General features: G+C 72.4%; 15 protein-coding genes, 1 tRNA gene and 1 pseudogene. 9 read left to right on the forward strand and 8 right to left on the reverse strand.

What is annotated here, in order from left to right; translation table 11 throughout:
- Complete coding sequence (locus HNR68_RS27300; protein WP_179723978.1) at positions 1–1,014, forward strand: hypothetical protein; 1,014 nt, start codon at positions 1–3, stop codon at positions 1,012–1,014.
- Positions 1,015–1,340: 326 nt separating this feature from the next.
- Here the strand turns inward: HNR68_RS27300 and HNR68_RS23900 are convergent, their stop codons facing one another.
- Positions 1,341–1,769 (reverse strand): MarR family winged helix-turn-helix transcriptional regulator, encoded by a 429-nt coding sequence (locus HNR68_RS23900; RefSeq protein WP_179723979.1) that lies wholly within the window; start codon positions 1,767–1,769, stop codon positions 1,341–1,343.
- A 55-nt stretch (positions 1,770–1,824) separates the two neighbouring features.
- Between HNR68_RS23900 and HNR68_RS23905 the strand changes: the two genes are divergently transcribed.
- The 3 genes from HNR68_RS23905 (at position 1,825) to HNR68_RS27505 (ending at position 3,770) form a co-directional block, all read left to right on the forward strand.
- Complete coding sequence (locus HNR68_RS23905) at positions 1,825–2,148, forward strand: antibiotic biosynthesis monooxygenase family protein (protein WP_179723980.1); 324 nt, start codon at positions 1,825–1,827, stop codon at positions 2,146–2,148.
- A gap of 333 nt (positions 2,149–2,481) precedes the next feature.
- Entirely contained in the window at positions 2,482–3,180 is a 699-nt protein-coding gene (locus tag HNR68_RS26525) for a TetR/AcrR family transcriptional regulator C-terminal domain-containing protein (protein WP_218888409.1), read from the forward strand.
- The gene (locus tag HNR68_RS27505) at positions 3,177–3,770 is read left to right on the forward strand and encodes a GNAT family N-acetyltransferase (RefSeq protein ID WP_218888410.1); all 594 of its coding nucleotides are present in this window, start codon (positions 3,177–3,179) and stop codon (positions 3,768–3,770) included. Before HNR68_RS26525 ends, HNR68_RS27505 begins: the two co-directional genes overlap by 4 nt.
- Before the next feature lie 5 nt (positions 3,771–3,775).
- Here HNR68_RS27505 and HNR68_RS23915 read toward each other — a convergent pair whose 3' ends face one another.
- The 6 genes from HNR68_RS23915 to HNR68_RS23940 form a co-directional block, all read right to left on the reverse strand.
- The gene (locus HNR68_RS23915) at positions 3,776–4,417 is read right to left on the reverse strand and encodes a DUF8010 domain-containing protein (protein WP_179723981.1); all 642 of its coding nucleotides are present in this window, start codon (positions 4,415–4,417) and stop codon (positions 3,776–3,778) included.
- A complete protein-coding gene (locus tag HNR68_RS23920) occupies positions 4,410–4,838 on the reverse strand; it encodes an acyl-CoA thioesterase (RefSeq protein WP_179723982.1) in 429 nt (142 codons plus the stop codon). The genes HNR68_RS23915 and HNR68_RS23920 overlap by 8 nt, the downstream gene beginning before the upstream one ends.
- 64 nt (positions 4,839–4,902) lie before the next feature.
- Positions 4,903–9,867 carry an NAD-glutamate dehydrogenase gene (locus HNR68_RS23925; RefSeq protein WP_179723983.1) on the reverse strand — a complete coding sequence of 1,655 codons (4,965 nt, stop codon included), beginning with the start codon at positions 9,865–9,867 and terminating at the stop codon, positions 4,903–4,905.
- A gap of 140 nt (positions 9,868–10,007) precedes the next feature.
- Positions 10,008–15,635 (reverse strand): hypothetical protein, encoded by a 5,628-nt coding sequence (locus HNR68_RS23930; RefSeq protein WP_179723984.1) that lies wholly within the window; start codon positions 15,633–15,635, stop codon positions 10,008–10,010.
- Between the two features lie 108 nt (positions 15,636–15,743).
- Entirely contained in the window at positions 15,744–17,420 is a 1,677-nt protein-coding gene (ettA, locus tag HNR68_RS23935; protein ID WP_179723985.1) for an energy-dependent translational throttle protein EttA, read from the reverse strand.
- A 415-nt stretch (positions 17,421–17,835) separates the two neighbouring features.
- Positions 17,836–19,803, reverse strand: a complete 1,968-nt coding sequence (locus HNR68_RS23940; protein WP_343050482.1) for a bifunctional copper resistance protein CopD/cytochrome c oxidase assembly protein — start codon at positions 19,801–19,803, stop codon at positions 17,836–17,838.
- 152 nt (positions 19,804–19,955) lie between these two features.
- Between HNR68_RS23940 and HNR68_RS23945 the strand changes: the two genes are divergently transcribed.
- From HNR68_RS23945 to HNR68_RS23955, 3 genes are all read left to right on the forward strand, one after another.
- On the forward strand, positions 19,956–20,498 hold the full coding sequence (locus HNR68_RS23945) for a DUF3558 family protein (RefSeq protein ID WP_343050368.1): 543 nt from the start codon (positions 19,956–19,958) through the stop codon (positions 20,496–20,498).
- 144 nt (positions 20,499–20,642) lie between these two features.
- Positions 20,643–20,716: transfer RNA gene (locus HNR68_RS23950), tRNA-Arg, on the forward strand.
- Between the two features lie 203 nt (positions 20,717–20,919).
- The gene (locus HNR68_RS23955; protein WP_179723988.1) at positions 20,920–21,351 is read left to right on the forward strand and encodes a PPOX class F420-dependent oxidoreductase; all 432 of its coding nucleotides are present in this window, start codon (positions 20,920–20,922) and stop codon (positions 21,349–21,351) included.
- An 87-nt stretch (positions 21,352–21,438) separates the two neighbouring features.
- Here the strand turns inward: HNR68_RS23955 and csb2 are convergent.
- Positions 21,439–22,008 (reverse strand): annotated as a pseudogene (gene csb2 / locus HNR68_RS27705) (type I-G CRISPR-associated protein Csb2); the annotation flags it as partial.
- A gap of 721 nt (positions 22,009–22,729) precedes the next feature.
- Between csb2 and HNR68_RS23965 the strand changes: the two are divergent.
- Positions 22,730–23,998 carry an HNH endonuclease signature motif containing protein gene (locus tag HNR68_RS23965; protein WP_343050369.1) on the forward strand — a complete coding sequence of 423 codons (1,269 nt, stop codon included), beginning with the start codon at positions 22,730–22,732 and terminating at the stop codon, positions 23,996–23,998.
- A gap of 1,937 nt (positions 23,999–25,935) precedes the next feature.
- On the forward strand, positions 25,936–26,565 hold the full coding sequence (locus HNR68_RS23970; protein WP_179723990.1) for a hypothetical protein: 630 nt from the start codon (positions 25,936–25,938) through the stop codon (positions 26,563–26,565).

A 26,565-nucleotide genomic window follows, 5' to 3' on the forward strand; every position in this document is an offset into this window, starting at 1 on the left:
ATGTCCGCCCCGACCGACCCGGTGCTCCTCCAGGAGCGCCTGAGCAGCGTCGTCCGCGACGTCGAGTCCACCGAGACCGCTCGCGTGCGCGCACCGCTGTCCGCGCACCCGCTGCCGGTCGCGACGCTGCACGAGCGCCTGCAGCACGCCACGACCTGGCTGGGCCGGGTGTGGGAGGCCCACGCGCGCGGCGGTCCGGCGGTGCGGCGCTGGCTGACCGACGACCCGCTCGGCTCACCGGTGCCGCCGTCCGACCAGCGGCTGCCGCTGCGCAAGCAGTTCCGCGTCGCGCTGGCCACGGCGTTCCTCGGCGCGTCGGTGGCGGCGGGGTGCTACGTGCTCACCGCGCCGCTGGCCGACCCGTTCCTCGGGCTGATCCCGCCGGACATCTTCAGCCGGCTGCCCCCGTTCTCGGAGCGCCCGGCCGAGGGCGAGCAGGGCGAGGCGATCACGCCGCAAGTGGGGACCGCCCCGGGCGCCCCCGTGGTGGCGCACCTCCCCGCCTCTCCGGCGCCCGAACCTCCCCCGCCCGCCGCGGGCACCCCCGGCTCGAGCGAGGCGGTGCCCCGGTCGGGTGGTCCGGCGACCGGGGAGACCGGCGGTGGCACCTCGCCGCAGCCGCCCGCGGAGTCCCCGCCACCTCCGACCGCGCCACCGGGTACCGGCACCACGGAGCCGACGGCGCCGCCGACGAGCGCGGACCCACCGACCACGGACCCGCCGACGACCACGACGACGGTGCCGCCCACCGAGCCACCGACCACGACGAACCCGCCCACCACGACGAACCTGCCCACGACGACCAACCCACCGACGACGACCACGAACCCGACCACGACCACGACGACCGTGCCGACCACGACCGGGGAGCCGACCCGGACGACGGCGCCGACGACGACCGGGGAGCCGACCGGGACGGCACCGCCGACCACGACCGGGACGGTCCCCACCGCGACGGACCTGCCGACCGGGACGGTCCCCACCGCGACGGACCTGCCGACCGGGACGTCGTAGCCGCCCCGGGGGCGTCGGCCCGGCGCGGACCGCGCCCAGCGGCGGGTAGGACGTCGGAGCCCCGTGCGCCCGGAGCGCAGCGGCGTCCCCTGGGCGGCGCCGGTGCCGGCGCTCGCGCGGGCCGGGTTGCCCGACCGGTCCCGGCTCCCCCGTGGGCTCCGTGGGTGAGGGTCCGACCGGGCCCGAACGGCCCGTGGAGGCAGACCGTGCAGCACGTGCTGATCATGCGGGCCACCGACGAGCCGTACGAGGCGTTCCAGAACATCGACCTCGACGAACTGGTCGCCGGCGGCGCGCTGGCGCGGTCGCACCTGCTGCCGGACGGCTCAGGCCAGGTTGTCCGCGCAGGTGGTGAGCAGGGCCGCCAGCTTCCGGACGTCGTCGGGGTCGATGCCGGACGTCATGCGGTCGTCGACGTCGAGCACGACGCCGTTCGCCTCCTCCAGCACGGCCCGGCCGCGGTCGGTGAGGCTGACGGGCCGCGCCCGGCCCGTCGCGGGCCGGTCCGCGACGGTGACCAGCCCGGCCGCCTGGAGGCCGTGGAGCACGTCCCGCAGGGACTGGCGGGTGACGAAGGTGCGGCGGGCGAGCTCGGCCGCCGGGGCTCCCGGGGCGTCGGCGAGCGCACGCAGCACCGCGTACTGGGACATGGACAGGCCGAGCGGGCGGAGGCGTTCCTCGCACGCCCGGTGGAACGACTGCTGCACCTGCTTGACCAGGTAACCGACCCGATGCCGGACGTCCTCTTGACTCATGACAGGAACCTTACACATACTGGCTCATGTAAGGAACCTGACAAAGGAGCTCGCGATGACCACCATCTCGACCGACGCCCCGATCGCCACGCTGATCAACGTCTTCACCGTCCAGCCCGACCGGCAGCGCGAACTCACCGACCTGCTGACGCGCGCCACCGAGGAGGTCATGCAGCACCTGCCGGGCTTCATCTCGGCCAACATCCACGCCAGCACCGACGGCGGCAAGGTGGTCAACTACGCCCAGTGGCGCTCCGCGGACGACTTCCACGCGATGCTCGAGAACCCCGAGGCGCAGAAGCACGTGCGGCAGGCGGCCGAGGTCGCGGAGCGCTACGAACCGCACCTGTACACAGTGGAGTCCACGCACCAGCGGTGAGCTCCACACCGGTTGTCGGGCACGGACACCACAACGGCGCCCGGAACCCGTGACACCGACCGGGTTCCGGGCCGCCGCTCATCACAACCTTCCCGCTCCGATGGCGTCCGACGTGGACCCGAGGCCGACCCCGTGCGCTGGTGCGGGCGCCGCCCCACCCACCGTCGCCCGACCGAACGCGGTCGACCACGGGGACGCCCTCGCCGCCGATGAGCGGGACCGACGCACTTCCCCCAGAACACCGTACATCGTACAGTGTACGCTGTACGGTGTTTCTTCTCCTGGAGGTGCGTCATCGACGGGGAACCGGAGCTGCCCGCGGTCCTCGCTCGGATGTGGGGTCGGGAACCCGCACCCCGCCGCGGACCACGACGCGGCCTGAGCCTCGCGCAGATCACCGCGGCCGCCATCGAGATCGCCGACGCCGAGGGCCTGGGCGGCGTGCGGATGAGCAGTGTCGCCGCCCGGATCGGCGTGTCGCCGATGACGCTGTACGGCTACGTCGGCAGCAAGGACGACCTGCTGACCGCGATGGCCGACGCCGCCGTGCCGGAACCGCCCGAGCCCGGTGGCGCGCCGTGGCGCGAGTACCTCACCACCTGGACCCGCGCCCAGCGCGACGCCCTCCTCACCCACCCCTGGCTGCTCAGCGCCGCGCCGACCGTCCCGCCGGCCGGACCGCGCGCGCTGCGCTGGCTCGACCGGGCGCTCGCCGCGCTGGACGGCACCGGTCTCGACGCCGGGGAGGGCGTCACCATCGCCACTGCCCTGTCCGGCTACGCCCGGAGCAGCGCCACCCTCGCCCTCGGCCTGGACGGCGCCGTCGGCGGTGCCGGGCCCCGCGGCTACGCCGACGTCCTCGCCCGCGTCCTCGACGAGCACGGCCACCCGGCGCTGCACGCCGCCGTGCACGCGGGCGCGTTCGGCCGCGCCGAGCAGTGGGCCGAGGACGCCGACTTCGCCTTCGGGCTGGACCTCCTGCTGGACGGCGTGCACGCGCTCATCACCCGACGAGCCGGAGGAACCCCGTGACGATCGAGGTCGCACGAGCCGCGGACCTGGGCGAGAGCTACCGGCGGCCGATCACCGAGGTCTTCGTCGACGGCTTCGGCCCCGACTTCTCCTTCTTCAGCAACGACCCGCGCACCCTCACCGACGCCCTCGCGCACGCGCTGGTCCTCGACGTGTTCCACGTGGCGCTGGTCGACGGGGAACCCGGGGTTATCGCCGCCTGCACCGACGGGCGACAGCGGTCGCTGCGCTGCGACCCGGCGGAACTGCGCAGGCACCTGGGCCCGGTCAAGGGGACCGTGGCGGGCGCGGTCTTCCGACGCACGTTCACCGAGGCCCTGCCCCACCCGGTGGAGGGCACCGCGTCCCTCGAGTTCGTCGCTTCCGCGACGCGGTTCCGCGGCCAGGGCGTCGCGAAGGCGCTCCTGCAGCACCTCCTCGCCCTGCCGCAGTACCGCGAGTACCTGCTGGTCGAGGTCGCCGGCACCAACGAACCCGCTCTGCGGCTGTACGAGAAGCTCGGCTTCCGCGAGTACGCGCGCACGAAGGTCCGCCACACCCGGTGGACCGGCATCCACCACTACGTCTCGCTCCGCCTCGTGCAGAGCTGAACCGGTCAGACCAACAGCGGCAGCAACGCGTGTCGGCGGCGGACCACCGCGCCGTAGCGAGAGTCCAGGCGCAGCCAGGAATCCGTGGCGCTCACCCGGACCACTTCGGACTCCGGCGGGTCGGTGACCAGGAAACCCATGCCGGACAGCACGAACAGGCAGCGCAGCGGCACCTTCACCTCGAAGCCCGCCCCGGAGACCGTGAAGACCTCCTGGTCCAGCAGCGACGCCGGCGGCGTGCCCTTCGGGCCGACGTTCTCCTTGGCCACGTCGATGCCGCGCTCGGCGACCTCCCCCACGACCTTCGCCGGGAGGTCGTCCACACGCCGCCACCCCGAGGACGGCGGCAGCTCCGAGCGCCACATCAGGTCGCGCGGCGGCCCCGGGTCCATCGCCGGGCCACCCGCGACGGTCAACGTCGCCAGCAGCTCGTTTCCGGACACCGTCAGGTCCGCCGGGTCGACCTCGCCCTCCACGGACCGGGTGCACAGCGCGTCGAACGGCGTGGCCGCCCACACGTCCAGCCGGCCCGTGCCCTCGCGGTTGCGCAACCGCACCAGCGCCTGCCCGTCCAGGCGCACCGCACGGGCCACGAACGCCCCCAGGTCCTCGCGTTCGACCGCGTCGGGCATCCGCAGCTCAGGCACGGGAGGACTCCGCCGCCGGGTCCAGCTGCCACTCCGCGAGGAAGTCCCGCTCCTCGGCGGTCAGGCGCCGCGGCCGCCCGGCACGCAGGTCGTACGGCACCATCAGGGTCTCCGCGGTGGCCACCGCTTCCTGCGCGAACGCGGTGTAGTCGACGACGAACGACGCCGCCTTCAGGTCGCGCACCGACATCTGCACCTGCAGCGACTTCGCCTTGTAGACCAGCGGGCTGTGGTAGTCGACCACGACCCGCGCCACCACCATGCCCTCGGCCATGCCGAGCAGGCCCCGCCGCTCGGCCTCGGTGAACAGCAGCTCGGCGCGCGCCTCCTCCAGCAGCGTGATCGTCCGGGCGTGGTTGACGTGCCCGAACGCGTCCATGTCGGACCAGCGCAGGGCCACCTCTGCTACGAACGCGCCCACGGGCGCCAGCTCCCTTCCTGCTGCCCGGGTGGCCCGCGGTCGCCCGCGAGCCACCCGGCACACTTCACCGGACCATGCTGCGCAGCTGACGCGCGGCCACCGACAGCGTGGCCAGGTCGAGCCGCCCGGACCTCTTGATCTGCTCCAGCGCCGACGCGGCCCGCGCCAAGCGCGACTCGTTCGCCGACGCCCAGTGGGCGATCTTCCGCTCCGAGTCGTCCCCCGGGTCGCTGGTCCGCAGGACGTCGATGGTGATCGCGCGCAGCGATGCGTAGAAATCATCTCGCAACGCCAACCGGGACAGCGAGTGCCACCGGTCCCCGCGCTCCAGCTCGTTGACCGCCAGCAGCATCCGCTCCACGTCGAGGTGCTCGGCGAGCGTGTAGTACAGGTCCGCGCTCTCCCGCGGGCTCCGCTCGGCGCTCACCCCGGCGTCGCGCTCGGCCAGCTCGGCGATCTCGCGGATGTCCAGCAGCGCGAAGGAGTCCAGCAGGGTGCCGACCCGCTCGGCCAGCTCCAGCGGGACCCCGGCCGCCGTCCACCGCTCGATCATCCGGGTGGCGCCCTCGGCGGCCCGGCCGCGCAGCAGCCCGCGGACCGAACCGGACAGCTCCTCGACCACCGGCCGGAAGCGCGCGATCTCGGCGCCGGTGGCCAGCGGCTGCGGCCGGTTGTTCAGCATCCACCGCGCCGCCCGGTCCAGCAGCCGGCGGCTCTCCAGCACCAGCTCGTCGGCCACCGAGCTCGGCACCGAACCGCCCAGGTCGTCGATCTGCTGCCACAGCGAGTGCAGGTCGTAGACGTTGGTGACCACCGCGAAGGCGCGCACCGCGTCGGTGCTCGAGGCGCTGATCTCCTCGGCCAGCCGGTAGGCGAAGGAGATGCCGCCGCCGTCCACCATCTCGTTGACCAGCAGCGTCGTGATGATCTCGCGGCGCAGCGGGTGCGCGGCGATCGCGTCGCCGTAGCGCTCCCGCAGCGGCTTCGGGAAGTACTCCGGCAGCCGGCTGCTGAACGCCTCGGTGTCCGGCAGCCCGCTGGCCAGCACGTCCCGCTTCAGCGACAGCTTGACGTGCGCCATGAGCGTGGCCAGCTCGGGCGAGCTGAGGCCCTCGCCGTTCTTCTCCCGCTCGCGGAACTCCTTGGCGGTGGGCAGCGCCTCCAGCTCGCGGTCCAGCCCGGTGTTCTTCTCCAGCGCGCTCACCTGGCGGGCGTGCACCGACACCATCGCCGCGGCATGCGCCCGCGAGATGCCCAGCACCGCGTTCTGCCGGTGGTTGTCGGCCAGCACCAGCTCGCCGACCTCGTCGGTCATCTCCGCCAGCAGCTGGTTGCGCTGCTCGCCGGTCAGCTTGCCGTCGGCGACCAGGCTGTCCAGCAGGATCTTGATGTTGACCTCGTGGTCGGAGCAGTCCACGCCCGCCGAGTTGTCCAGCGCGTCGGTGTTGACCTTGCCGCCCGCGCGGGCGAACTCGATGCGGCCCAGCTGGGTCAGACCGAGGTTGCCGCCCTCGCCGACGACCTTGACCCTCAGGTCCGCGCCGTTGACCCGGACCGCGTCGTTGGCCTTGTCACCGACGTCGGCGTGCGTCTCGGTGGAGGCCTTGACGTAGGTGCCGATGCCGCCGTTCCAGAGCAGGTCGACCGGGGCCAGCAAGATCTTCTTGATCAGCTCGGCCGGGGACAGCTGCTGCACCGACTCCTCGATGCCCAGCGCCTGCCGGATGTGCGGGTTCAGCGGGATCGACTTCAGCGAGCGCGACCACACGCCACCACCCGCGCTGATCTTGCTGCGGTCGTAGTCGTCCCAGGTCGACCGCGGCAGCTCGAACAGCCTGCGGCGCTCGGCGAAGGACACCGCGGGGTCCGGGTCGGGATCGATGAACACGTGCATGTGGTTGAACGCGGCGACCAGCTTGATGTGCTCGGAGAGCAGCATCCCGTTGCCGAACACGTCACCGGCCATGTCACCGATGCCGACCACGGTGAAGTCCTGGGTCTGGGTGTCCACGTCCAGCTCGCGGAAGTGCCGCTTCACGCTCTCCCACGCGCCGCGGGCCGTGATGCCCATCGCCTTGTGGTCGTAGCCGACCGAGCCGCCCGAGGCGAACGCGTCGCCCAGCCAGAAGCCGTAGGACTTCGCGACGTCGTTGGCGATGTCGGAGAACGTCGCGGTGCCCTTGTCCGCGGCGACCACCAGGTAGGTGTCGTCCCCGTCGTGGCGCACCACGTCACGTGGCGGGGCGACCTCGCCGCCGACCAGGTTGTCGGTCAGGTCCAGCAGACCGGAGATGAACATCCGGTAGCAGGCGATGCCCTCCTCCTGGGCCGCCTTGCGGTCGACGGCCGGGTCCCCGGTGGGCGCCGGCGGCCGCTTGACCACGAACCCGCCCTTCGCGCCGACCGGCACGATGACCGCGTTCTTCACCGCCTGCGCCTTGACCAGGCCCAAGATCTCGGTGCGGAAGTCCTCGCGGCGGTCCGACCAGCGCAGGCCACCGCGGGCCACCGAGCCGAACCGCAGGTGCACGCCCTCCACCCACGGCGAGTACACGAAGATCTCGTACTGCGGGCGCGGCTCGGGCAGCCCCGGGATCGCCTTGGGCTCCAGCTTGAACGCCAGGTAGGGGCGCTCCTGGCCGGGCGCGGCGGCGAAGTAGTTGGTGCGCAGCGTGGCCCGGACCAGGTTCAGGTAGGTGCGCAGGATCCGGTCCGCGTCGAGGCTGGTGACGTCGTCGATCAGCTTGGTGACCTCGTCCACCAGGTCCGCTTCCCGGGTCGCGCGTTCGGCGTCCTCCAGCGCCGGGTCGAACCGCGCCTCGAACAGCCGCACCAGCGTGGTCGTGGTGGTGCGGTGCGCCAGGATCGCGTCCTCGATGTAGTCCTGGCTGTAGGCGGTGCCGACCTGCCGCATGTACTTCGCGTAGGCGCGCAGCACCGAGGCCTGGCGCCAGGTCAGCCCGGCGCGCAGCACCAGCGCGTTGAACCGGTCGACCTCGGCGGCACCGAGCCAGGCGGCGCGGAACGCGTCCTCGAAGCGCTCCCGCAGCGTGTCCAGCAGCTCCGTGCCGCCGGAGTCCAGCACCTCCGGCTCCAGCCGCAGGCCGAAGTCGTAGATCCAGTACGGGTGGTCGGCGCCGTCCAGCGAGATCTCGTACGGGCGCTCGTCGACGACCTCCACGCCCATGCTCTGCAGCACCGGCAGCACCCGGGACAGGGTGACCCGGCCGCCGACGTAGATCTTGAACCGGCGCTGCCCGCCGCTGGAGTCGCGCGGCGCGTAGAACGACATCTTCAGGTCGTCGGGGCCGGTCAGCGACTGCAGTCGCCGCAGGTCGGCGAGGCCCTCGGCCGCGGTGAAGTCCTCCTTGTAGGCCTCCGGGAAGCTGCCCGCGTAGCTGTGGCCCAGCTGGCTCATCGCCTCGGACAGGCTGCGCAGCACGTGCCCGTCGCGCCGGCCGCCGGTCTGCTCGGCGTTGACCTCCTCCACCATCTGGTCGTCCCAGGTGTGGATGGCCTCCTCCAGCCGCCGCTGGATGCGCCCGAGGTCCGGCTCGACCCGCGCCTCCGGGTCGGTGTGCACCACGAACGCCACCCGGGCGAGCGCGGATTCGCCGACCCGCGTGCTGTACTCCACGCTGGTGCCGCCCAGCTCGGCCAGCAGCACCTCCTGCATGGCCAGCCGCGAGCTCGTCGTGTAGCGGTCGCGCGGCAGGTACACCAGCACCGAGAAGAAGCGGCCGTAGGGGTCGCGGCGCAGGAACGGCTTGAGCCTGCGGCGCTCGGCCAGCGCCAGCACGCCGGTGATGGTCTCCTGCAGCGTCTCCGTGTCGGTGGAGAACAGCTCGGTGCGCGGGTAGTTCTGGATCTCCTCCAGCATCCGCTGGCCGGAGTAGGACTCCATCGGGAACCCGGCGTTGTGGATGACGGTGCGGACCCGCCGTTCGATGAACGGGATGTCCAGCACGTCCTCGTGCAGCGCCGTGGTGGTGAACAGGCCGAGGAAGCGGTGCTCCCCGGTGACGTTCCCCGACTCGTCGAAGGTCTTGACGCCCACGTAGAACGGGTGCACCGGTCGGTGCACAGTGGACGGTTCGCTGGCCTGGGTCAGCACCAGCAGGTCCTTCGACCGCACGGTGCGCGCGTCCGGCCAGGTGGCCAGGCTGCGGGACGCCACGCTGTCGCCGCGCAGCACGCCGAGACCGGAGGCGAGCACGGCCTGCAGCGCGGGTTCGGCGCCGGACTCCACCAGCTCGTAGTGCCGGTAGCCGAGGAAGGTGAAGTGCCCGTCGGCCAACCAGCGCAGCAGCCCGGCGCCGTCGCGGACCTCCTCCTCCGGCAGCGGCGGCGGGTCCTGCTCCAGCTCGTCGGCCAGCGCGCGGGCGGTGGCGTGCATCCGCTCGGTGTCTTCGACGACCTCGCGCACGTCGTTGAGCACGTCGGCCAGCCCGTGCCGGAGCGCTTCCAGCCGCTCCTCGTCGGCGACCCGGTCGACCTCCAGGAACATCCAGCTCTCGGGGATCGAGTCGGCGGGCGGCGCGGTCGGGCTGGCTCCGGGCAGCACCTCCTGCAACCCACCGGCGACGTCGCGGCGCACCGCGATGATCGGGTGGATGACGCGCTGCACCTCGGCGCCGTCGCGGCCGAGCTCAGCGATCACGGAGTCGACCAGGTACGGGCTGTCGTCCGTCACGATCTGCACCACCGTGGCCTGGCTCTGCCAGCCGTGGCGGGCGCGGTCCGGGTTGAAGACCTGCACCAGCGGTCTGCCGGCGACGCGCGTCGCAGCCAGCTCGAGGTGCGACCGCAGCGCGCCGACCAGGTCCGCGGGCTCGTCCACGACGAGCTCCTCAGCGGGGACGTGCCGGTAGTAGGCGCGCAACAGCTCGGCCAGGTCCGGAGCGTTGTCGGCCGCCCGGTCCAGCAGGCGGCTCTTGACGAGTTCGGGGTTCTCGGACCGCTCCCCGCTCGGGGCGTCCCCATCGGTCTGCGGTCGTCCGGGCTTCAACTGTCCGGGATCAGAGGTCATCTTCAAGGCAGCTCCACGCTTGACGGCACCTCTTTGTGCCAACAGCTTCCACCATAAGACTGCCACTCGCGGGCCCAGTCCGAGGGAGGCTCAGCTGTTCCGCAGGAGGTTCTCACGCGGTGAGCGGCCACCGCACCGCGTCAGACCAACGGGTCCGTCGCCGCGGCGTCCATCCCCGACCGCCGGTGCCGCGCAGCGGCACCGGACCCTCGATCGTCCGATGTGGACGACACCGCGACCCGAGAGGAGCGGTGGGAGCTCGTGATCCCGGACACGCGCACGTCGCCGTGCCGGCTGGTGCTGGCCGCCTGGTCACGGCGACCGGTCTCGTAGGCCAGCAGGGCCTCGGTGAGCAGCTCGGCGAGGCTGGCGTTCTCCAGCGAGTCCTGCTCGGCCGGTGCCTGCTGCTCCGCGACCACGAGGGTCGGGCGGGTGTCCTCGTCGTCCGGCTCGACCTGCGCGGACTCGGAGCGTGGAGCGGGCAGGTCGGACTCCGCGGGGCCGTCCTGGTCGGGCTGGCGGTGCCGCGCGATCAGCTCCGCCGCGGGGCGGGGCCCGGCCGACGCCTCCTGCTCCACGACCACGAGGGTCGGCCGGGTGTCCTCGTCGTCCGGTTCGACCTCCGACGACGCCGGGTCGGGGTCCGCGGCTCCGAGGTCCTGGTCGGGTTCGCGGTGCCGCGCGGCCAGCTCCGACGCCGGTTCGGCGGGTGCCTCCGGCTCCGGGTCCGCGAGGTCCGGCTGGGGGTCCTGCTCGGGCTGCTCACCCAGCGCGGACGAGGGAGCGAGCAGGCCGGACTCGGCGGTCTCCGGCTGCCGGTGCCGGGCCTCCGCGGCTCGACCGGACCCGGCCGCGTCCAGCCCGCCCAGTTCGAGTCCCGGCGGTGCCTCCGACTCCGCGACCGGGAGGTTCGGCTGGGTGTCCTCGTCACCCCGCTCGGCCTGCGCAGACGCCGAGACCGACGACCCGAGACCCGACCCCGCAGTCCCGACATCCTGCGACTGCCGATCCCGGGCGTCCACCGCCCGCGCGGACTCAGCCGGATCCAGCCCGGTCGGCTCGAGTTCGGACGACACCCCCGACCCCGCGACCGGCAGGTCCGGCTCGATGTCCTCCACACCCCACTCGGCCTGCGCAGACGCCGAGGACGACGCCTCAAGATCTGACCCCGCAGTCCCGACAGGCTCCGGTTGCCGATGCCAGGCACTTGCCGACCCCGCAGACCCAGCCGAGCCCAGCCCAGTCGACCCGACTTCGGACGACACCCCCGACCCCGCGACCGGCAGGTCCGGCTCGATGTCCTCCACACCCCACTCGGCCTGCGCGAACTCCGAGGACGACGCCACCGGGTCGGACTCCGCGGTCCCGAGAGGCTCCGGCTGCCGATGCCGGGTCTCCTCCGCCTGCTCGGACCCGACCGAGCCCAGCCCAGTCGACCCGACTTCGGACGACACCCCCGACCCGGCCACCGGCAGGTCCGGCTCGATGTCCTCCACACCCCACTCGGCCTGCGCAGACGCCGAGACCGACGCCACCGGGTCGGACTCCGCGGTCCCGAGAGGCTCCGGCTGCCGATGCCGGGTCTCCTCCGCCTGCTCGGACCCGACCGAGCCCAGCCCAGTCGACCCGACTTCGGACGACACCCCCGACCCCGCGACCGGCAGGTCCGGCTCGATGTCCTCCACACCCCACTCGGCCTGCGCAGACGCCGAGACCGACGCCACCGGGTCGGACACCGTGATCCCGACAGGCTCCGGCTGCCGATGCCGGGCACTTGCCGACCCCGCAGACTCAGCCGAGCCGAGCCCAGTCGACCCGACTTCGGACGACACCCCCGACCCGGCCACCGGCAGGTCCGGCTCGATGTCCTCCTCACCGCGCTCGACCTGCGCGAACTCCGAGGACGACGCCACCGGGTCGGACCCCGCCGCTTCCGCTGCCTCGACCGGGTGGTTCGGCTGGGTGTCCTCGTCCGCCTGCTCGAACTGCGTGGCCTCCCAGGACGACGCGGCCGGCTCCTCCGCCGGTCCGGCATCGACCGACGCCTCCCACCCGGTGACCAGGGAGTTCGGCTGGGTGTCGTGATCGGCTCGCTGGTCCGACACGGGCTCCGGAGCCGGGTCGGACGGCGCAGCCTCCGCCCGCTCCGGCTGCCTGTGCCGGGCGAGCAGCTCCGCTGCTGGTTCCGGCTCGGCCGCGCCCTCCGGCTCCGCGCGGCGCCTCCGGCGCGTGCTCCGTTCGGCCCGGTCACCCTGCGTGGACTGCGAGACGGCAGCGAGCAGGTCGGACAGCGCGGTCCTGACGTCCTGGTCCGGATGGCGATGCCGGGAACCCGCCGATCCGGGTTCGGCCGGTGCCTCCGACTCCACGGCCGGGAGGCTGCGACCGGTGGCTCGGTCGTCCTGCCCCTCCAGCGCAGGCTCCGAGGGGGCGAGCGGGTCCGACTGCGCGCTCTCGTCCTGGTCCGGATGGCGGTGCCGCGCGACGGCGCTCACCACCGGTGCGGAACCTGTCGGTTCGGAGGCATCCGCATCAGCCTGCTCGTTCAGCTCGAACGCCGAAGACGGACCGAGCAGGTCAGGCCACGAGGTCCCGGGCTGGTCGGGCTCACGGTGCCGCGCGCCCGGCTCCACCGCCGAGTCGGTGCCGACCGGCGCGCGCTCGACCGGCTCCTCCGGACCACCGCCCACGAGCCCCTGGCCAGCGTCGTCCTGCTCCGAGGACAGACCGAGCGGGTACGCCTGCGCGGTCCCGTCCCGGTCCGGCTCACGGTGCCGCGCCGAACCGGCTGCTGGCGCGGAGGCAGCCGGTCCGACCGGACCAGCGGGGACGTCCGCGTGGGTGCCCTGGTCATCGCCCAGCTCGGCTTCCGAGGACGGCGCGTCAGGCCACGTCGCCCCGGCGGCCTCGTCCGGCTGCCGATGCCGGGCAGTCGTGTCGGCAGCCGGCTCGGGATCGTCCGGTGCCTCCAGGCCCGCGACCAGCGAAGTCGCGTCCCGGCCCTCGCCCTCGCCCGGCGCTGGGTCCCCGGACGCAGCGAGCAGCTCAGACGTCACGGCGCCGACGGGCCGGACCGGTCGACGGTGCCGGGCGACCTGCTCGGCCGACGGCTCGCGGTCGGTCACTCCCGCCCGCTCCGGATCCTCCGGCTCCGTCACCGGGAGGTTCGGGTGGGTGTCCTGCTCGGAGTCCGCGGACGGAGGGGGCGGGGCCGACCGCGCGGTCCCGTCCTGGTCCGGCTCACGGTGCCGTGCGACGGTCTCCGCGGCCGGTTCGGGGTCCGCGGGCTCGGGCTCCTCCGGTTCGGCGTGGCGGGCCCGGCGACGTCCGCTGCGGGGCTGTTCGGGCAGCTGGAGGCTCGCCCTGATCTCGGCCAACGACCGGCCCCGCGACCGCCGACCACCGCGCTCCGCCTCGGCACCGTCCGACGAATGCTGGGCGGCCTCGCGGTCCGGGTCTTCGGTGTCGGCTTGCTCAGACGCGCCGTGCCGCGGTGGTGCGACCGCATCGTCCGGACGTGGAGCCTCGCCGAGCTCGGAGCCGACCGCCGGCAGGACCGCGGTGGTCTCGACAGCGGGCAGGTCCTCGCTCGCCGACGACTCCGGGGCTGCGGGGGCCGAGTCGACCGGATCGGCCGTGTCCTGCCACGCGGAAGGGGCGTCAGATGACGCGACGGGCAGCTCGGGGACGGTGTCCTCCGAGCTGCCCGACTGCTCCCAGAGCTCCGTGGGCCACCGCTCGGACTGCCCGGAGCTCTCCTCCGCAGGTTCTGACCGGTCCGAACCGCTTCCCCCCGAGGCACCGGCCTGGCGCACGCCGACCGTCGACTCGGACGGCTCCGCGCCGGCCACCTGGCTCTCGCGGTGCGCGGGCTCCGGCTCGTCCGGGGTGCTCGCTCCGCTCGCTCGGTCGGCCCGTCGGCGGCGCTCCCCGCGCAGTTCCGCGGCCCGACTGGTGAGCTGCTCCATCAACCGCCGAGCCGCGTCCGCGGCCTCGGCGTAGCTCGACACCGTCCCACGGGCTGGCGCGTCCGGGGACCGGGCCCCGGCGGCGGCGTCTTCGTGATCAGCGGCTCCGTGCGCTCCTCGGTCCCGAGCGGTGGTCTCGTGCGCCGCGGATCTGCGCTCTGCGGATCCGTGTGCCGCGGGCTCAGGCTCTGCAGGCCCGTGCGTGGCACGCTCCCGAGCGCCGACCTCGTGCGCACTGACCTCCCGCGCTGCGGATCCGTGGGTCGCGGTCTCGTGAGCTGTGGCGTCATGGGCTCCGTACGCCGCCGCGTCGCGGGCTGCGGGCTCCTCAGCGGCGACTCCGTCCGCGGCCCCTTCGCGCGCCGCGAGATCGTGCGCCGCGGCCTCGCCACCGGCAGTCCCGTGAGCCGCGACCTCATGCGGCTCCGCTCCGCCACCGGCGGTCTCACGCGCCGCGACTTCGTGCGCCGCGCCTCCGTGGGGTGAGGCGTCGTGCGTGTCACCGTCGCGAGCTGCGTGAGCCACGAGCTCATGCGCCGTGGCCTCCTCCTGCGGCGGGACCGCGGTGCGCCAGGCCTCGGCGCTCGCGCTCCGCGCAACGCTCTCAGCGCCGTCGTCCGTGGAGGGAGTCCGCGCCTCGCTGGCAGCTGCCGCTTCGCCGGGAACTGACCCGATGGCTCGGACCGCCACGACCTCGGTATCGGACGACGGCTCGCGGTCGGCGTCGACCTTCGGGAAGACCGCCGTGTCCTGGTGCTCGTTCCGAGGACCGGACGGCACCACGTCCGCGGGCTCCGCCTGCGCTCTTCGCCTCCGCCGCGGCCGCTCGGTGCCCGCGCCCAGCTCCGGGTACTCGGCGAGCAGCCGGACCCGCGCGTGGTGCACCGCGGCGCGCCACCGCCGGTCGGCCGCGTACGCACCGCGCAGGGCCCGCAGGGCCTCGGCGAACTCCGTGCCGCGCTCGTGCACCTGGGACAGGGTGCTGAGCGCCTCCGCGAGCAGGCCGTCGAGCTTGTGCCGCTCGGAGATGGCGGCCGTGTCGGCCAACACCCGCAGCGCCGCGGCGTGGTCGCCGTTGGGCAGGTGCACCCGCGTGGCCAGCGCCAGCCCCAACCAGCCGACCGGGCCGGCCGCCGCAGCGCGCACCGGCTCGGCCAGCACCCGCTCCGCGGCCTGGATCGCCTCGGAGCGGTGGCCGAGTTCCAGCAGGGACTGCACCCGCTCCAGCACCAGCCGGGTCCGGACCTCGCCGCTGTCGGCCGCGGGGTCACCGAGCTGGTGGAGCAGCTCCAGCCCGGCGTCGGCGACCGCCGTCGCCTCGTCGAACTGACCAAGCCGCCGGTGGTGTCCGGCCCGGGCCGCGCAGACGCGCGCCCGGTGCATCCGAGCCGTGTCGGGGTTGCTCTCCCCCGAGCCGTACAACCGCTCAGCCTCGTCCAGTGCGTCAGCACGCACGCCGCCCTGCTCGCGCACCGGCATCGAGGCGGCCAGCGCCAGCAGCGCGTGCGCCCGCAGGCCCGAGTCGATCCGCTCCTGCTCCAGCACCGGCTGCAGGATGCGGGCCGCGACCTCCGGGCTGCCCGCGGCGCACGCGCACCACGCCAGCTCGACCCGCAGTTCCGCCGTCACCTCGGCGTCGCCCGCCGACTCCGCGTCGCGGACCGCGGCGAGGGCCCGGCCGGTGACCGGAACTCCCCACCCCAACCGGTTCGAGGCGAACACGGCGAGCGCTTCGGCGCGGAGCCGCGCCGAAGCGTCACCGGTGCGCCTGGCGAGCGCGACAGCGCGATCGCTGAGCACCAGAGCCAGCTCGGGGACCCTCCACCGCATCTGGTGCGCGGGTTCGAGGAGTCCTAGCGCCGAGCCTGGCTGTGGTGGACCGGACACGCTCGCCAAGGCGCCTCCGTTTCAGCCCCGGGTCAGTTTGCGGTGTGTCACTCGGTGCGGACGGGCCGCCTCCGCGCCCAGCCTATCGATCTTGTTCTGCTCGTAGCCCTCGAAGTTGCCCTCGAACCAGAACCACTTCGCCGGGTTCTCGTCGTCGCCCTCCCACGCGAGGATGTGGGTGGCGACGCGGTCCAGGAACCAGCGGTCGTGGGAGATGACCACGGCGCAGCCGGGGAACTGCTCGAGCGCGTTCTCCAGCGAGCTCAGGGTCTCCACGTCGAGGTCGTTGGTCGGCTCGTCCAGCAGGATCAGGTTGCCGCCCTCCTTGAGGGTCAGCGCCAGGTTGAGCCGGTTGCGCTCACCACCGGAGAGCACGCCGGCCGGCTTCTGCTGGTCCGGGCCCTTGAAGCCGAACGCGCTCACGTAGGCGCGCGACGGCATCTCGACCTGACCGACCTGGATGTAGTCCAGTCCGTCGGAGACGACCTCCCAGACGGTCTTCTCCGGGTCGATGTTCTCGCGGTTCTGGTCGACGTAGGACAGCTTGACGGTGTCGCCGATCTTGACCGTCCCGGCGTCCGGCTCCTCCAGCCCCACGATGGTCTTGAACAGCGTCGTCTTGCCGACGCCGTTCGGGCCGATGACGCCCACGATGCCGTTGCGCGGGAGGCTGAACGACAGGTCGTCGATGAGCAGGTTGTCGCCGAAGCCCTTCTTGAGGTGTTCCACCTCGACCACGACGTTGCCCAGGCGCGGCCCCGGCGGGATCTGGATCTCCTCGAAGTCGAGCTTGCGGGTCTTCTCCGCCTCGGCGGCCATCTCCTCGTAGCGGTTCAGACGGGACCGCGACTTGGTCTGGCGCGCCTTGGCGTTGGAGCGCACCCACTCCAGCTCGTCCTTGAGGCGCTTCTGGAGCTTGGCGTCCCGCTTGCCCTGGACCGCCAGGCGCTCGGCCTTCTTCTCCAGGTAGGTGGAGTAGTTGCCCTCGTACGGGTAGGTCCGGCCTCGGTCCAGCTCGAGGATCCAACCCGCGACGTTGTCCAGGAAGTACCGGTCGTGGGTCACGGCGAGGACAGCGCCCGGGTAGTTCGCCAGGTACTGCTCCAGCCACAGCACGCTCTCGGCGTCGAGGTGGTTGGTCGGCTCGTCCAGCAGCAGCAGGTCCGGCTTGCTCAGCAGCAGCTTGCAGAGGGCGACCCGACGCCGTTCACCACCGGAGAGGTGCTTGACCTCCGCGTCCGGCGGCGGGCACCGCAGCGCGTCCATGGCTTGCTCCAGCTGGGAGTCCAGTTCCCACGCGTCGGCGTGGTCCAGGTCCTCCTGGAGCTTGCCCATCTCCTCCATCAGCTCGTCGGAGTAGTCGGTCGCGAGCTGCTCGGCGATCTCGTTGAAGCGGTTCAGCTTCTGCTTGATCTCGCCGACGCCCTCCTCGACGTTGCCGAGGACCGTCTTCTCCTCGTTGAGCGGAGGTTCCTGCTGCATGATGCCGACCGTGTAGCCCGGCGACAGGAACGCCTCACCGTTGTTCGGCTGGTCGAGTCCCGCCATGATGCGCAGCACGGTCGACTTGCCAGCCCCGTTGGGCCCGACGACGCCGATCTTGGCGCCCGGGTAGAACTGGATCGTCGCGTTGTCGAGGATGACCTTGTCACCATGCGTCTTGCGCACGTTCTTCATGGTGTAGATGAACTCGGCCATACTGGAATCGTAGTTGCGTCCCGTGCCGGGCCGCGCACGCGGTCCCCCAGCGCACCCCTGCCGATCTCCGCGCCCGACGCACCAGTCCCGCACCACCTCCTTCCCGCTGGCGCTCGTCGTGTGCGGCGACGATCAGCGAGCAGGCGGCGAGGGACCGACCGGCACCAGCGCCCGCACCCCTCGACGCGGCGGCGACGCGCACGTGCGCGGGGCGTGGTGACCGCTCAGCGCGGGGCGCACGACTCCCGCGGGGACGTGGCCGGCAGCGTTCGTCTTCCCAGGCATCTCCGTCGCCTCCCCTTCCTCGGGAAACCTCGCGGCCGATCTCCGGCGCGCACCCCCAGGTTGCCGGATCATCGCCACGCAGCGCGACGGATTTACCACGCTCTGTGCGAACTCTGGCCGATCGGCCGAGTCAGCTGCCCCGCTGGTCGTCCTGCCGGGCGAGCCGCTTGAGCATCTCGTTGTAGGCGGCCAGCTCCGCATCACCGTCCGCATCGGCCTTCCGGTCCATCCTGCGGGCCGCCCGGTTGTCCGCCCGGGACCACTGCACCAGCAGCGCGAGCATGACGACCACCAGCGGGATCTCACCGGAGGCCCACGCCAGCCCGCCGCCGAGCCGCTGGTCGGCGAGCAGGTCGGTGAGCCACGGCAGGCCGAGCCCGCGGTAGAAGTCCCCGCCGATCACGGTCGCGGACATCATCAGCGCGATGCCGAAGAAGGCGTGGAACGGCATGGACGCGAAGACCAGCCCGACCTTGCCCATCGGCGGCAGCGGCCGCGGCGCGGGGTCGATCCCGATCACCGGCCAGTAGAAGACGTAGCCGACCAGCAGGAAGTGCGCGTTCATCGCCAGGTGCGCCCAGTGCTCGGTGAGCGCCACGTCGAACAGCCCGGTGAAGTACAGGGCGTAGAACGACCCCACGAACAGCACCAGCGCGACGATCGGGTTGGTGAGCCACCGCGTCACCGGGGAGTGCACGAACGCCAGCAGCCACTCCCGCGGCCCCGGGGGCCGCCCCTTGCCCGCGGGCTTGAACACCCGCAGCGCCAGCGAGGTCGGCCCGGCCAGCACCAGCAGCACCGGGGCCAGCATGGACAGCAGCATGTGCTGCCCCATGTGCACGCTGAACACCGCGGGGGCGTACTTGCCGATGCCCGACGAGGTGGCCACCAGCAGCGTCGCGCAGCCGCACAGCCAGGCGACGGTGCGCCCGACCGGCCACTGGTCGCCGCGCTGCCGCAGCCGGCGCACGCCCACCAGGTAGAGCGCGGCCATGACCAGCGCGAGAGTGCCGTAGACCAGGTCGAACCGCCAGTCGAACAGCAGGCGGGAGGCGTCCGGCGGCTCCGGCAGCGGGTAGCCGACCAGCAGCTCGACCCGGTCCGGGACCGCTCGCGCCACCTCGTCCGGCGGAGGGGTGCGCCCGAGCGCGACGGCGATGCCGAGGGTGGCGAACATGACCAGCGCCTCGACCGCCCCGAGCCGCAGCAGCGCCGCCGCGCCACTCCGCTCCTCGATGCGCCGCACCACGCTGCGCCGCTGCACGTACCCGAACACGCCGAGCACCACCAGCGCGACGATCTTGAGCAGCAGGAGCAGGCCGTAGGTGGTGGTGAACAGCTGCCCCGGGGTCATCCGCACCAGCGCGTTGATCACCCCGGACAGCGCCATCGCCGCCCAGCACACCAGCGCGACCAGCGAGAACCGCCGCGCGACCAGCGGCAGGTGCGCACCGCCGCGGGCGGCGTGCGCCACCAGCGCCACTAGGCCGCCGACCCACAGCGCCGCGCCGAAGAGGTGGAACAGCAGGCTGTTGGTGGCGACGTCGTGCGCACCGCCCGAGGCGGAGTGACCGGTGGCGATCACCGGGAACAGGCCGAGCAGGCCCAGGCCGAAGGCGACGACCGTCCAGCCCCACGACAGCACGGCGCGGCAGACCAGCACCACCACGAAGGCGATCACCGCGGTGATGACCCACGCCTTCGCCTGCTCCAGCGCGTCCACCAGCCCGAACAGGACCTCGGTGTCGAGCACGTCCCCCACCGGCCGCCCGGTGGCGTCGGCGGCGAGGAACGGCACCACCAGGACCGCGCCCACGCACCACACCGCACCGGCCCAGCTGGCCGCGCGGACCGCGGCGTAGCCGTCCGCGGCCAGCGCACCCGAGCGCTGCGCGGGGATGCCGAACGCGGCGAGCAGCAGCGACCCGATGCACACGACCGCACCGACTTCCGCGACCACCCGCACCACCGGCAGCCCGTACTGGGTGAGCGGTCCGGGGTCCGGCAGCCCCAGGAGCGCGTAGGAGGCGCCCGCGGAGAGCGCGGTCAGCGCGGCGGCGACGAGGGCGGCCAACACGGCGGCGGTGACGATCAGCACACCCACGGAGCTGGACGGACGCCGTTCCGGTGCGTTTTCCTGAGCGGTCTCGGATGGCACACACCGAGCGTAACCGTCGAGGCGGTTCGTCCCTTCGCAGGATGCCTCGCCGGCTGGTGATCTGTGCCGCGGTGGACCGCTACGGTAACGCCGTGATCGCTGTTCGCCGCAGTGCGCCGCTGCTGCTCCTGTGCGCCGTCACCGCCTGCTCGACGCCGGTGCCCGGCGAGCCGGTCCCGGCCGTCGGGTTCCAGGAGCCGCCGACGAGAGCCACCGCGGTCGGGCAGCACTCGCTCCCCGCCAGCGTCGACCCGTGCACGCTGCTGACCCCCGAGGACCTGGTGGCGCTCGGCGGCACCGCGGGGCCGCCCCGCCCGGACCAGCCGATGCCGGGGGTGTGCAGCTACCCGCTGACCAGCGCGCCGGCGAACGCCGCGGCGGTGGGCCTCTACCACCCGCTCGAGGTGGTCGCGGCACGCCAGCCGGGCGGGGTGGCGGTGGAGGTCGAGGGCAGATCGGCCTGGCTGTACTGCGAGCTGGTCGACGGGCACCAGACCTGCACCGCCACCACCGCGCTCGCGCCCGACCGCTCGTTGCTGACCATGCTGACCGTCGAGGGCGCCTCCGCCGCGGACACCACCGACCACCTGTTCGGGTTGACCACGGCGGCGTTGCACCGCCTGACATCGCGCTGACCTGCGAGGACGCCTGTCGTTACGGTTCTGGGTCTTCGATCAGCTTGCCGTTCGGTACCGGGTCGGCAACGGTGCGGCGTCGATGCAACGGCCAGGACCGCTGCCCGCTACCCTGCATGCTTGCAGCTCAGCGGAGCACACCATGCCCCCATAGCTCAGCTGGATAGAGCGGAGGACTTCTAATCCTTAGGTCGCAGGTTCGAGTCCTGCTGGGGGCGCAACACCGCAGGTGAGGCGCGAGGGACCGGACCCCGTCAAGATCAACTCTCACCTTACCCCCACCTCTGCGCCCGGCTGCGCCCCCGTCACCCGCGCGCGAGGTCGGCGGGGTGGCCGCTGGGGCACCTGGTGCGGAACATCCCGGCGGTGAGCCGGGTTGCTGGGTGTGGAGGTCCCGGCCGCACTCGCCAGGAGGACGATCATGACTGCTTCCTCGTTCGACCCGCGTGACCTGCTCGCGAAGAGCCGGCTCGGCGTGCTCGCCACGATCAAGTCCGACGGTGTCCCCCAGCTCTCCCCCGTGACGCCGTACTACGACCGGGAGGCCGAGGTCGTGCTCATCTCGACGACCGAGGGACGGGCCAAGACGGCCAACCTGCGGCGGGACCCGCGTGCCGCGCTCGAGGTCACCAGTCCCGACGGCACCGCCTGGGCCACCGCCGAGGGAACGGTGACGCTCACGGGCCCGGGCACCGATCCGCACGGCCCCGAGGTCGAGGCACTGGTGGGCTACTACCGCCGCGCGGCCGGCGAGCACCCGGACTGGGACGAGTACCGGTCGGTGATGGTCTCCGACCGCAGGGTGCTGGTCACCTTGGCGGTCTCCCGGGTCTACGGCGCCAGGATCCGCTGAGCGGCGCAGGATCGCCCGCGGCGGCACGGTTTGCGAGGCCTGACCGGTCCTAGCGCCGGGGCGCGAGGAGGCCCATCCGAGGTACCGCTGCGCGCCCAGCACGACCGGGCCGCGGACCGGTTCGGGGAACTCCAGCAGGACGTGCAGGAACGGCCGCGGCACCTTCTCCTGCCGCGCCAGGTCCCGCCGCCCGAGGAACGCCCCACCCCGCAACATCGGATCCCGCCCGGTCACGACGGAGGTCGGCGCAGGCAGACCGACCCGTGCACAGGCACGGCTGATCTCGGCCTCTTCCCCGTCACGACCGAAGAACCGGTCCAGCACCATCGGCGTCACGCTCGCCCACCGCCGGGACGGGCCGAGCCACCACTCCGGGGCCAACGGGGAGCCGGAGACGCTGCTCCGTCGGAGCCGTAGACGCGCATCGGTCAACCTGAGCTCGAAGCTGTCTGACAGTCCTGCGTCGATCGTCTTGACGAGGTCGTCCCGCCCGCCTGGAACCAGCACGCCGACCCCGAGCACATCACCACTGGCCTCGGCGTGCCCGGCGTCGAGCAACGGGAGGCAGGCGACGTGGAGGTGGTCCTGCCGTCGTGCCCACTGATCTCCGGCGGAATGGGATCGGACACGCGGCTCATGACGGTCTTCCGCAGGCATCCGGCGACCGCTCCGGCCATCTTGCCCCGAACTCGAACGTGCTGTGGGAACGCGTGCGTGAGCATCACGCGGCACCGGTCCGGACGTTCTGGACGCCGGTCGGCGGCGAGGAGAGGATCGGGGCGTGGTGCGTGTGCCGGCGGAACGCACTGCCGTGCTGCATGATCCGAGACTCATGGTCAACCGGCCGGTCACATGGGCGAACACCGCAGAAGTTGGCGATTGCACCATGTCGATCGGACGAGCTGCGCTCGTGTTCCACAGATCAGACGAGCGGTTCCGGTCGCGGTCCACGGGGTTGGAGGAGCCCGAGCCCTCCACGGCCGGTCTCCGGCGCATCCTGCACTGACAAAGCGACCGCGTCAGCGTCACGACGTCATGCGTCCATGAGGTCATGAGACCTCACAGCCGACTGCGCCGAGGCCAGGTTCGGAAACCGGATCGAACGATCTGGCACACCGACACGTCACGCGGGGCGTGGCCGCCAATCCGGAAGAGCTTCATCCGACTCTTCCCGCGGCGTCTGAGGACAGCCTCGGCATCGGCCAAGGCGCAACCTGGGCGGATCTGCGACAACCCCACCTGATCGAGCGATGAAACGCGTGTTCGACGCTGGCAGTGTGGAGGTGTGGACGTGTTGGCGTTGGTGTCGCGGTCGAGTGTGGACGGTGGGTGTGCACAGTCGACGATGGCGGCGTGCTCGGATGCCGAACTGGAGGCGGTGATCCGCGATGCCGAGGCCGTGATGCGCGCTGCGATGGCGTTGCAGGTGCAGGCGATCGCCGAAGCCGAGGACCGTGGTCTCCCGGCCGAGCAGGGAGCCCGCACGACCGAGACGTGGGTGCAGGAGAAGCTGAACATCGCCGGCGGGGAGGCGAAGACCCGGGTCCTGGTGGCGCGGAAGGCGACCGACCACACCACGCTGCACGGCGAGCCGATCCCCGCAGAACTTCCGGCGACCGCCCGGGCGATCAGCACCGGTGCGATCACGGTGGCGCACGCGCGAGTGATCATCGACGGCGTTCGGCGGATGGAGCCGGTCAGCACGCCCGCTGAGCAGCGGCAGGCCGAGGCCGTGCTCGCTGACTGGGCTCGCGGGTTCTCCCCGCACGAGTTGGCGAAGCTGGCGGAGCGGATCCGCTACTGCTTCGACCAGGACGGCGCCTACCGCGACGAGCAGACCCAGCACCGGCTGCGGGAGCTGCACTACGGCACGGCAGCCGACGGCATGACGGTGGTCAACGCCCGTCTCGACCGGGAGACCGGGGCGAAGTTCCGCGCGGCCCTCGAACCCCTCGCCGCACCGCGCCCTGCGGAGGACGGCGAACCCGATCCGCGCACGCCCGGTCAGCGCAACGCCGACGCCCTCGACGCGCTGCTGGACATCGCCCTCGGCTCAGACCGCCTGCCGCGCGCCGGCGGCCAGCGCCCGCACCTCACGGTGACCATCGACTTCGACGACCTCACCCGCGCGCTCCGCACCGAGCAGCCCGGCCTTCCCGGCACCCTGACGGCGAACGGTCAGCCCATCACCGCGGAGAACGTCCGGCGCCTGGCCTGCGACGCCGAAGTCCTGCCGGTCGTCCTCGGCAGCGACAGCCTCCCCCTCGACATCGGCCGCGCACAGCGCACCGCACCGCCGCACCTGCGGGCCGCACTCCTGGCACGGGACGGCACGTGCGCGTTCCCGTCCTGCGACCACCCGCCGGGCACCCCCGACGCCCACCACATCACGAGCTGGATCGACGGCGGCGCCACCGACCTGTCGAACCTCGTCATGCTCTGCGGCCACCACCACAGGGCCGTCCACCACCAGCACTGGCAGATCACCGTCGAAGACGGCCGCCCGATCTTCACCCCACCGCCCACCATCGACCCCACCCGCCGACCGCGCCCCGGAGGCCGCCCCACCAGCACCGACCACACCACCCTCCTCCGCCAGGTCATCCCCCGACCACGCCAACCGGAGGCCACACCCGCCCACACCTGAGCCGCCCCACCCCCGGGACGGCCACCCCCGCACGCCTTGGAACAGGCGCGAGCGGTCCGGCGCGAAGCGGCCCGGGCACGAACCGCTCGCGGGACAAAACAGCAGGTCAACGGCGGCATAGCAGCTGTGTAAGATCGAACCGCGACTCGCGAGCGATCTCCAACCGAGACCGCTCGCGGTGATCTTTGAAACCGCAGCTCAGAAGGCCCGTAATCGCCAAGCAGTGTCACCGGCTCTCGCAGCCGGTCCCCATTGAGGCGGGCAGTCGGTCCACATCCGCTCCTCGCCGAGTGCCTTGTGTCACCGGCTCTCACAGCCGGTCCCCATTGAGGCCCGTAGGCGCGGGCGGCGCCGATACCCCGGTTCTGGTGTCACCGGCTCTTCAGACCGGTCCCCATCGAGGCTGGGACACGAAGTGGCAGATGTAGCCGACGATGGTCAGCGTCACCGGCTCTCGAAGCCGTCCCCCTTGGCGTGCCCTTGCGCTTCTTCGCTCCTCGCAGTCGAGTAGGGCCGTCACCAGCCAAGCTGGGCCGCCCCTGCGCATGCCTCGGCCCGACGCGGCTTTTCCTCCTCCAGGAACGCGCCGGTGCTGCTCTCAGTTCTGACCCCCTCGTGCGCCAACGACAAGGACGGCTGGCGTGTTGCCACACGGCACGTCGACCATCAGTCGACTTCCGCTCGTGCCAGTCAGTTTCAGCGATCGTCGGCGCATCTTGGCAGTTCGTCCCCAGTGGACGTGGCAGATCCAATCCTCGATGTGTTGCACGACCTGCCTCGCTCCCTTGGCGTGTGCCGACACCGCACAGTCGGGAGCGGCTCACGTGGCAACCTCCCGGCCTGTCACGAGAGTTCACGCCCGCAAACCTCAAGAGTCATCACTCGCCACTGTGGCATCAGCGCCCCACGCGACCCGGCCGTAGGAGCGCCGTGGGCCATGCTTGCAGCTGAACCGCTCGCACTCACCGGGCATCACCACCGCCGCGCGAGCTTCGACCGGGTCGACCCATCCGCGCGCCACCTGAACCCGACCTCGTCACGGGGGCCGCACTGATCGAGCACGGCCAAGGCTGGGCATGGCGCCAGAGGGGACAGCGGAGCAGACGTCCCCGTCACGGCCGCCGATCGCGTGCGAGGGTGGTGCAGGAGGCAGTGTCGGTGCCGTCAAGCCGCTCGACCCACTGACGGGACGCCTCCCCGCGGGGAGCCGCTTTCAGGTTCTTACCTCCAGACGCCCGAAGGCCGGTGCGAGCACCCCAACGCGAACCTCCCCAGGCACGGACCGCCCGCACACCAAAACCGCAGGTCACGTCGGCAATCACACGTATGCAAGATCGAACGGCGCTACGTGAGCGATCTCCAGTCGGGACCGCTCGCGATGATCTTTGAAACCCCAGCTCAGGGGCCCAAAAACCCTCAGCCCTGTCACCGGCCTCCACGGCCGGCCCCCATTGAGGCCCGCCCCCGCAGACCAGCAGCGTGTAGTCGTGCAGCCACGGCTGTCACCGGCCTCCACGGCCGGCCCCCCTTCGAGAGCCTGATCGGTTCCGTGCGTGATGCCTTGGGTCGACACCGTTGTGCCGGTTTTTCATGCGGGTTCGAACGCGGAGAACCGGACGAGGGAAGACCGGACCCGCAGGCCCGGTGGACGCATGGTCGTGAGTGCGAGGACCGGTTCCAGCCGGTTCCTGCACTCACGACCGCGAGGTGTGCCGGTGTTGCGTTTCGGGCCGTAGTCTTGTCGCGGTGTGATCGGTGATCAGCGGAGATGGCCGGCAGGGCGAGGTGGGCTGGGCTCGCTCGCCTTGTGTTGAGGGGTTGGAGGCCGCAGGGATGGGCTCGTCGGACTCGCCTTCCGCGGTGACGGGAGTACCGGCCGGGGCGTCGGTGCTGGTCGGGCCGTCCGCAGGTGTCAGGCGCCGGCAGCGGAGGTTGCGGTGAGTCAGCAGCGGATGTTGGACGTGCTCACTGCGGAGTGGGACGAGGTGGCCGAGCGGCTCGACCCGGAGGCGTTCACCCGGTTGGTCTCGCTGGTGGGTGAGTTGCAGGGCAGTGATGCGGACACCGCTGCGTTGGTGACCGAGGACATCGCCGTGCTGCTCGGGGAAGTGCTGCCCGTGGAGCATCCGGTGCGGCGGGCGTTGGCCGAGTCGGAGACGCGGTTCGGGCGGTCGGACGTGGAGTGGGATCGGCTCAGCGGCGGGTTGCGGGACCGGCTGACCGGGTCTGCGCCGCGGCCGGACCTGGAGCGGTTGCGTTCGGTCGACGCGCTCGACGAGCAGCAGGTCGTGGCTGCCGGGCTGGAGCCCGAGGACCCGAGCTTGATCCGGTTGCCCGGCGAAGGCGGTGACCGGTGGCCGGCGTTCCAGTTCGGTGCCGACGGGGCGCCACGCGAGGTCGTGCGAGCCGTCAACCGGCTCCTGCACGCCGGCGAAGACCCGTGGGGCGCGGCGGATTGGTGGCTCGGGCACCACACCTCGCTGGGCGGGGTCCCCGCGCAGCTGCTCGGGCAGGTCGACGACGACGCGCTCATCGACGCGGCGCGTGACGAGTCCGCGGAGGTGTGA

This window comes from Saccharopolyspora hordei, assembly GCF_013410345.1.
GTDB lineage: Bacteria > Actinomycetota > Actinomycetes > Mycobacteriales > Pseudonocardiaceae > Saccharopolyspora > Saccharopolyspora hordei.

Bases quoted from the DNA above. Each gene is read 5' to 3' on its own strand.
- HNR68_RS23925 (WP_179723983.1), bottom strand. From the start codon at position 9,867: ATGACCTCTGATCCCGGACAGTTGAAGCCCGGACGACCGCAGACCGAT.
- HNR68_RS23900 (WP_179723979.1), bottom strand. From the start codon at position 1,769: ATGAGTCAAGAGGACGTCCGGCATCGGGTCGGTTACCTGGTCAAGCAG.
- HNR68_RS26525 (WP_218888409.1), top strand. From the start codon at position 2,482: ATGTGGGGTCGGGAACCCGCACCCCGCCGCGGACCACGACGCGGCCTG.
- HNR68_RS27300 (WP_179723978.1), top strand. From the start codon at position 1: ATGTCCGCCCCGACCGACCCGGTGCTCCTCCAGGAGCGCCTGAGCAGC.
- HNR68_RS23905 (WP_179723980.1), top strand. From the start codon at position 1,825: ATGACCACCATCTCGACCGACGCCCCGATCGCCACGCTGATCAACGTC.
- HNR68_RS23955 (WP_179723988.1), top strand. From the start codon at position 20,920: ATGACTGCTTCCTCGTTCGACCCGCGTGACCTGCTCGCGAAGAGCCGG.
- ettA (WP_179723985.1), bottom strand. From the start codon at position 17,420: ATGGCCGAGTTCATCTACACCATGAAGAACGTGCGCAAGACGCATGGT.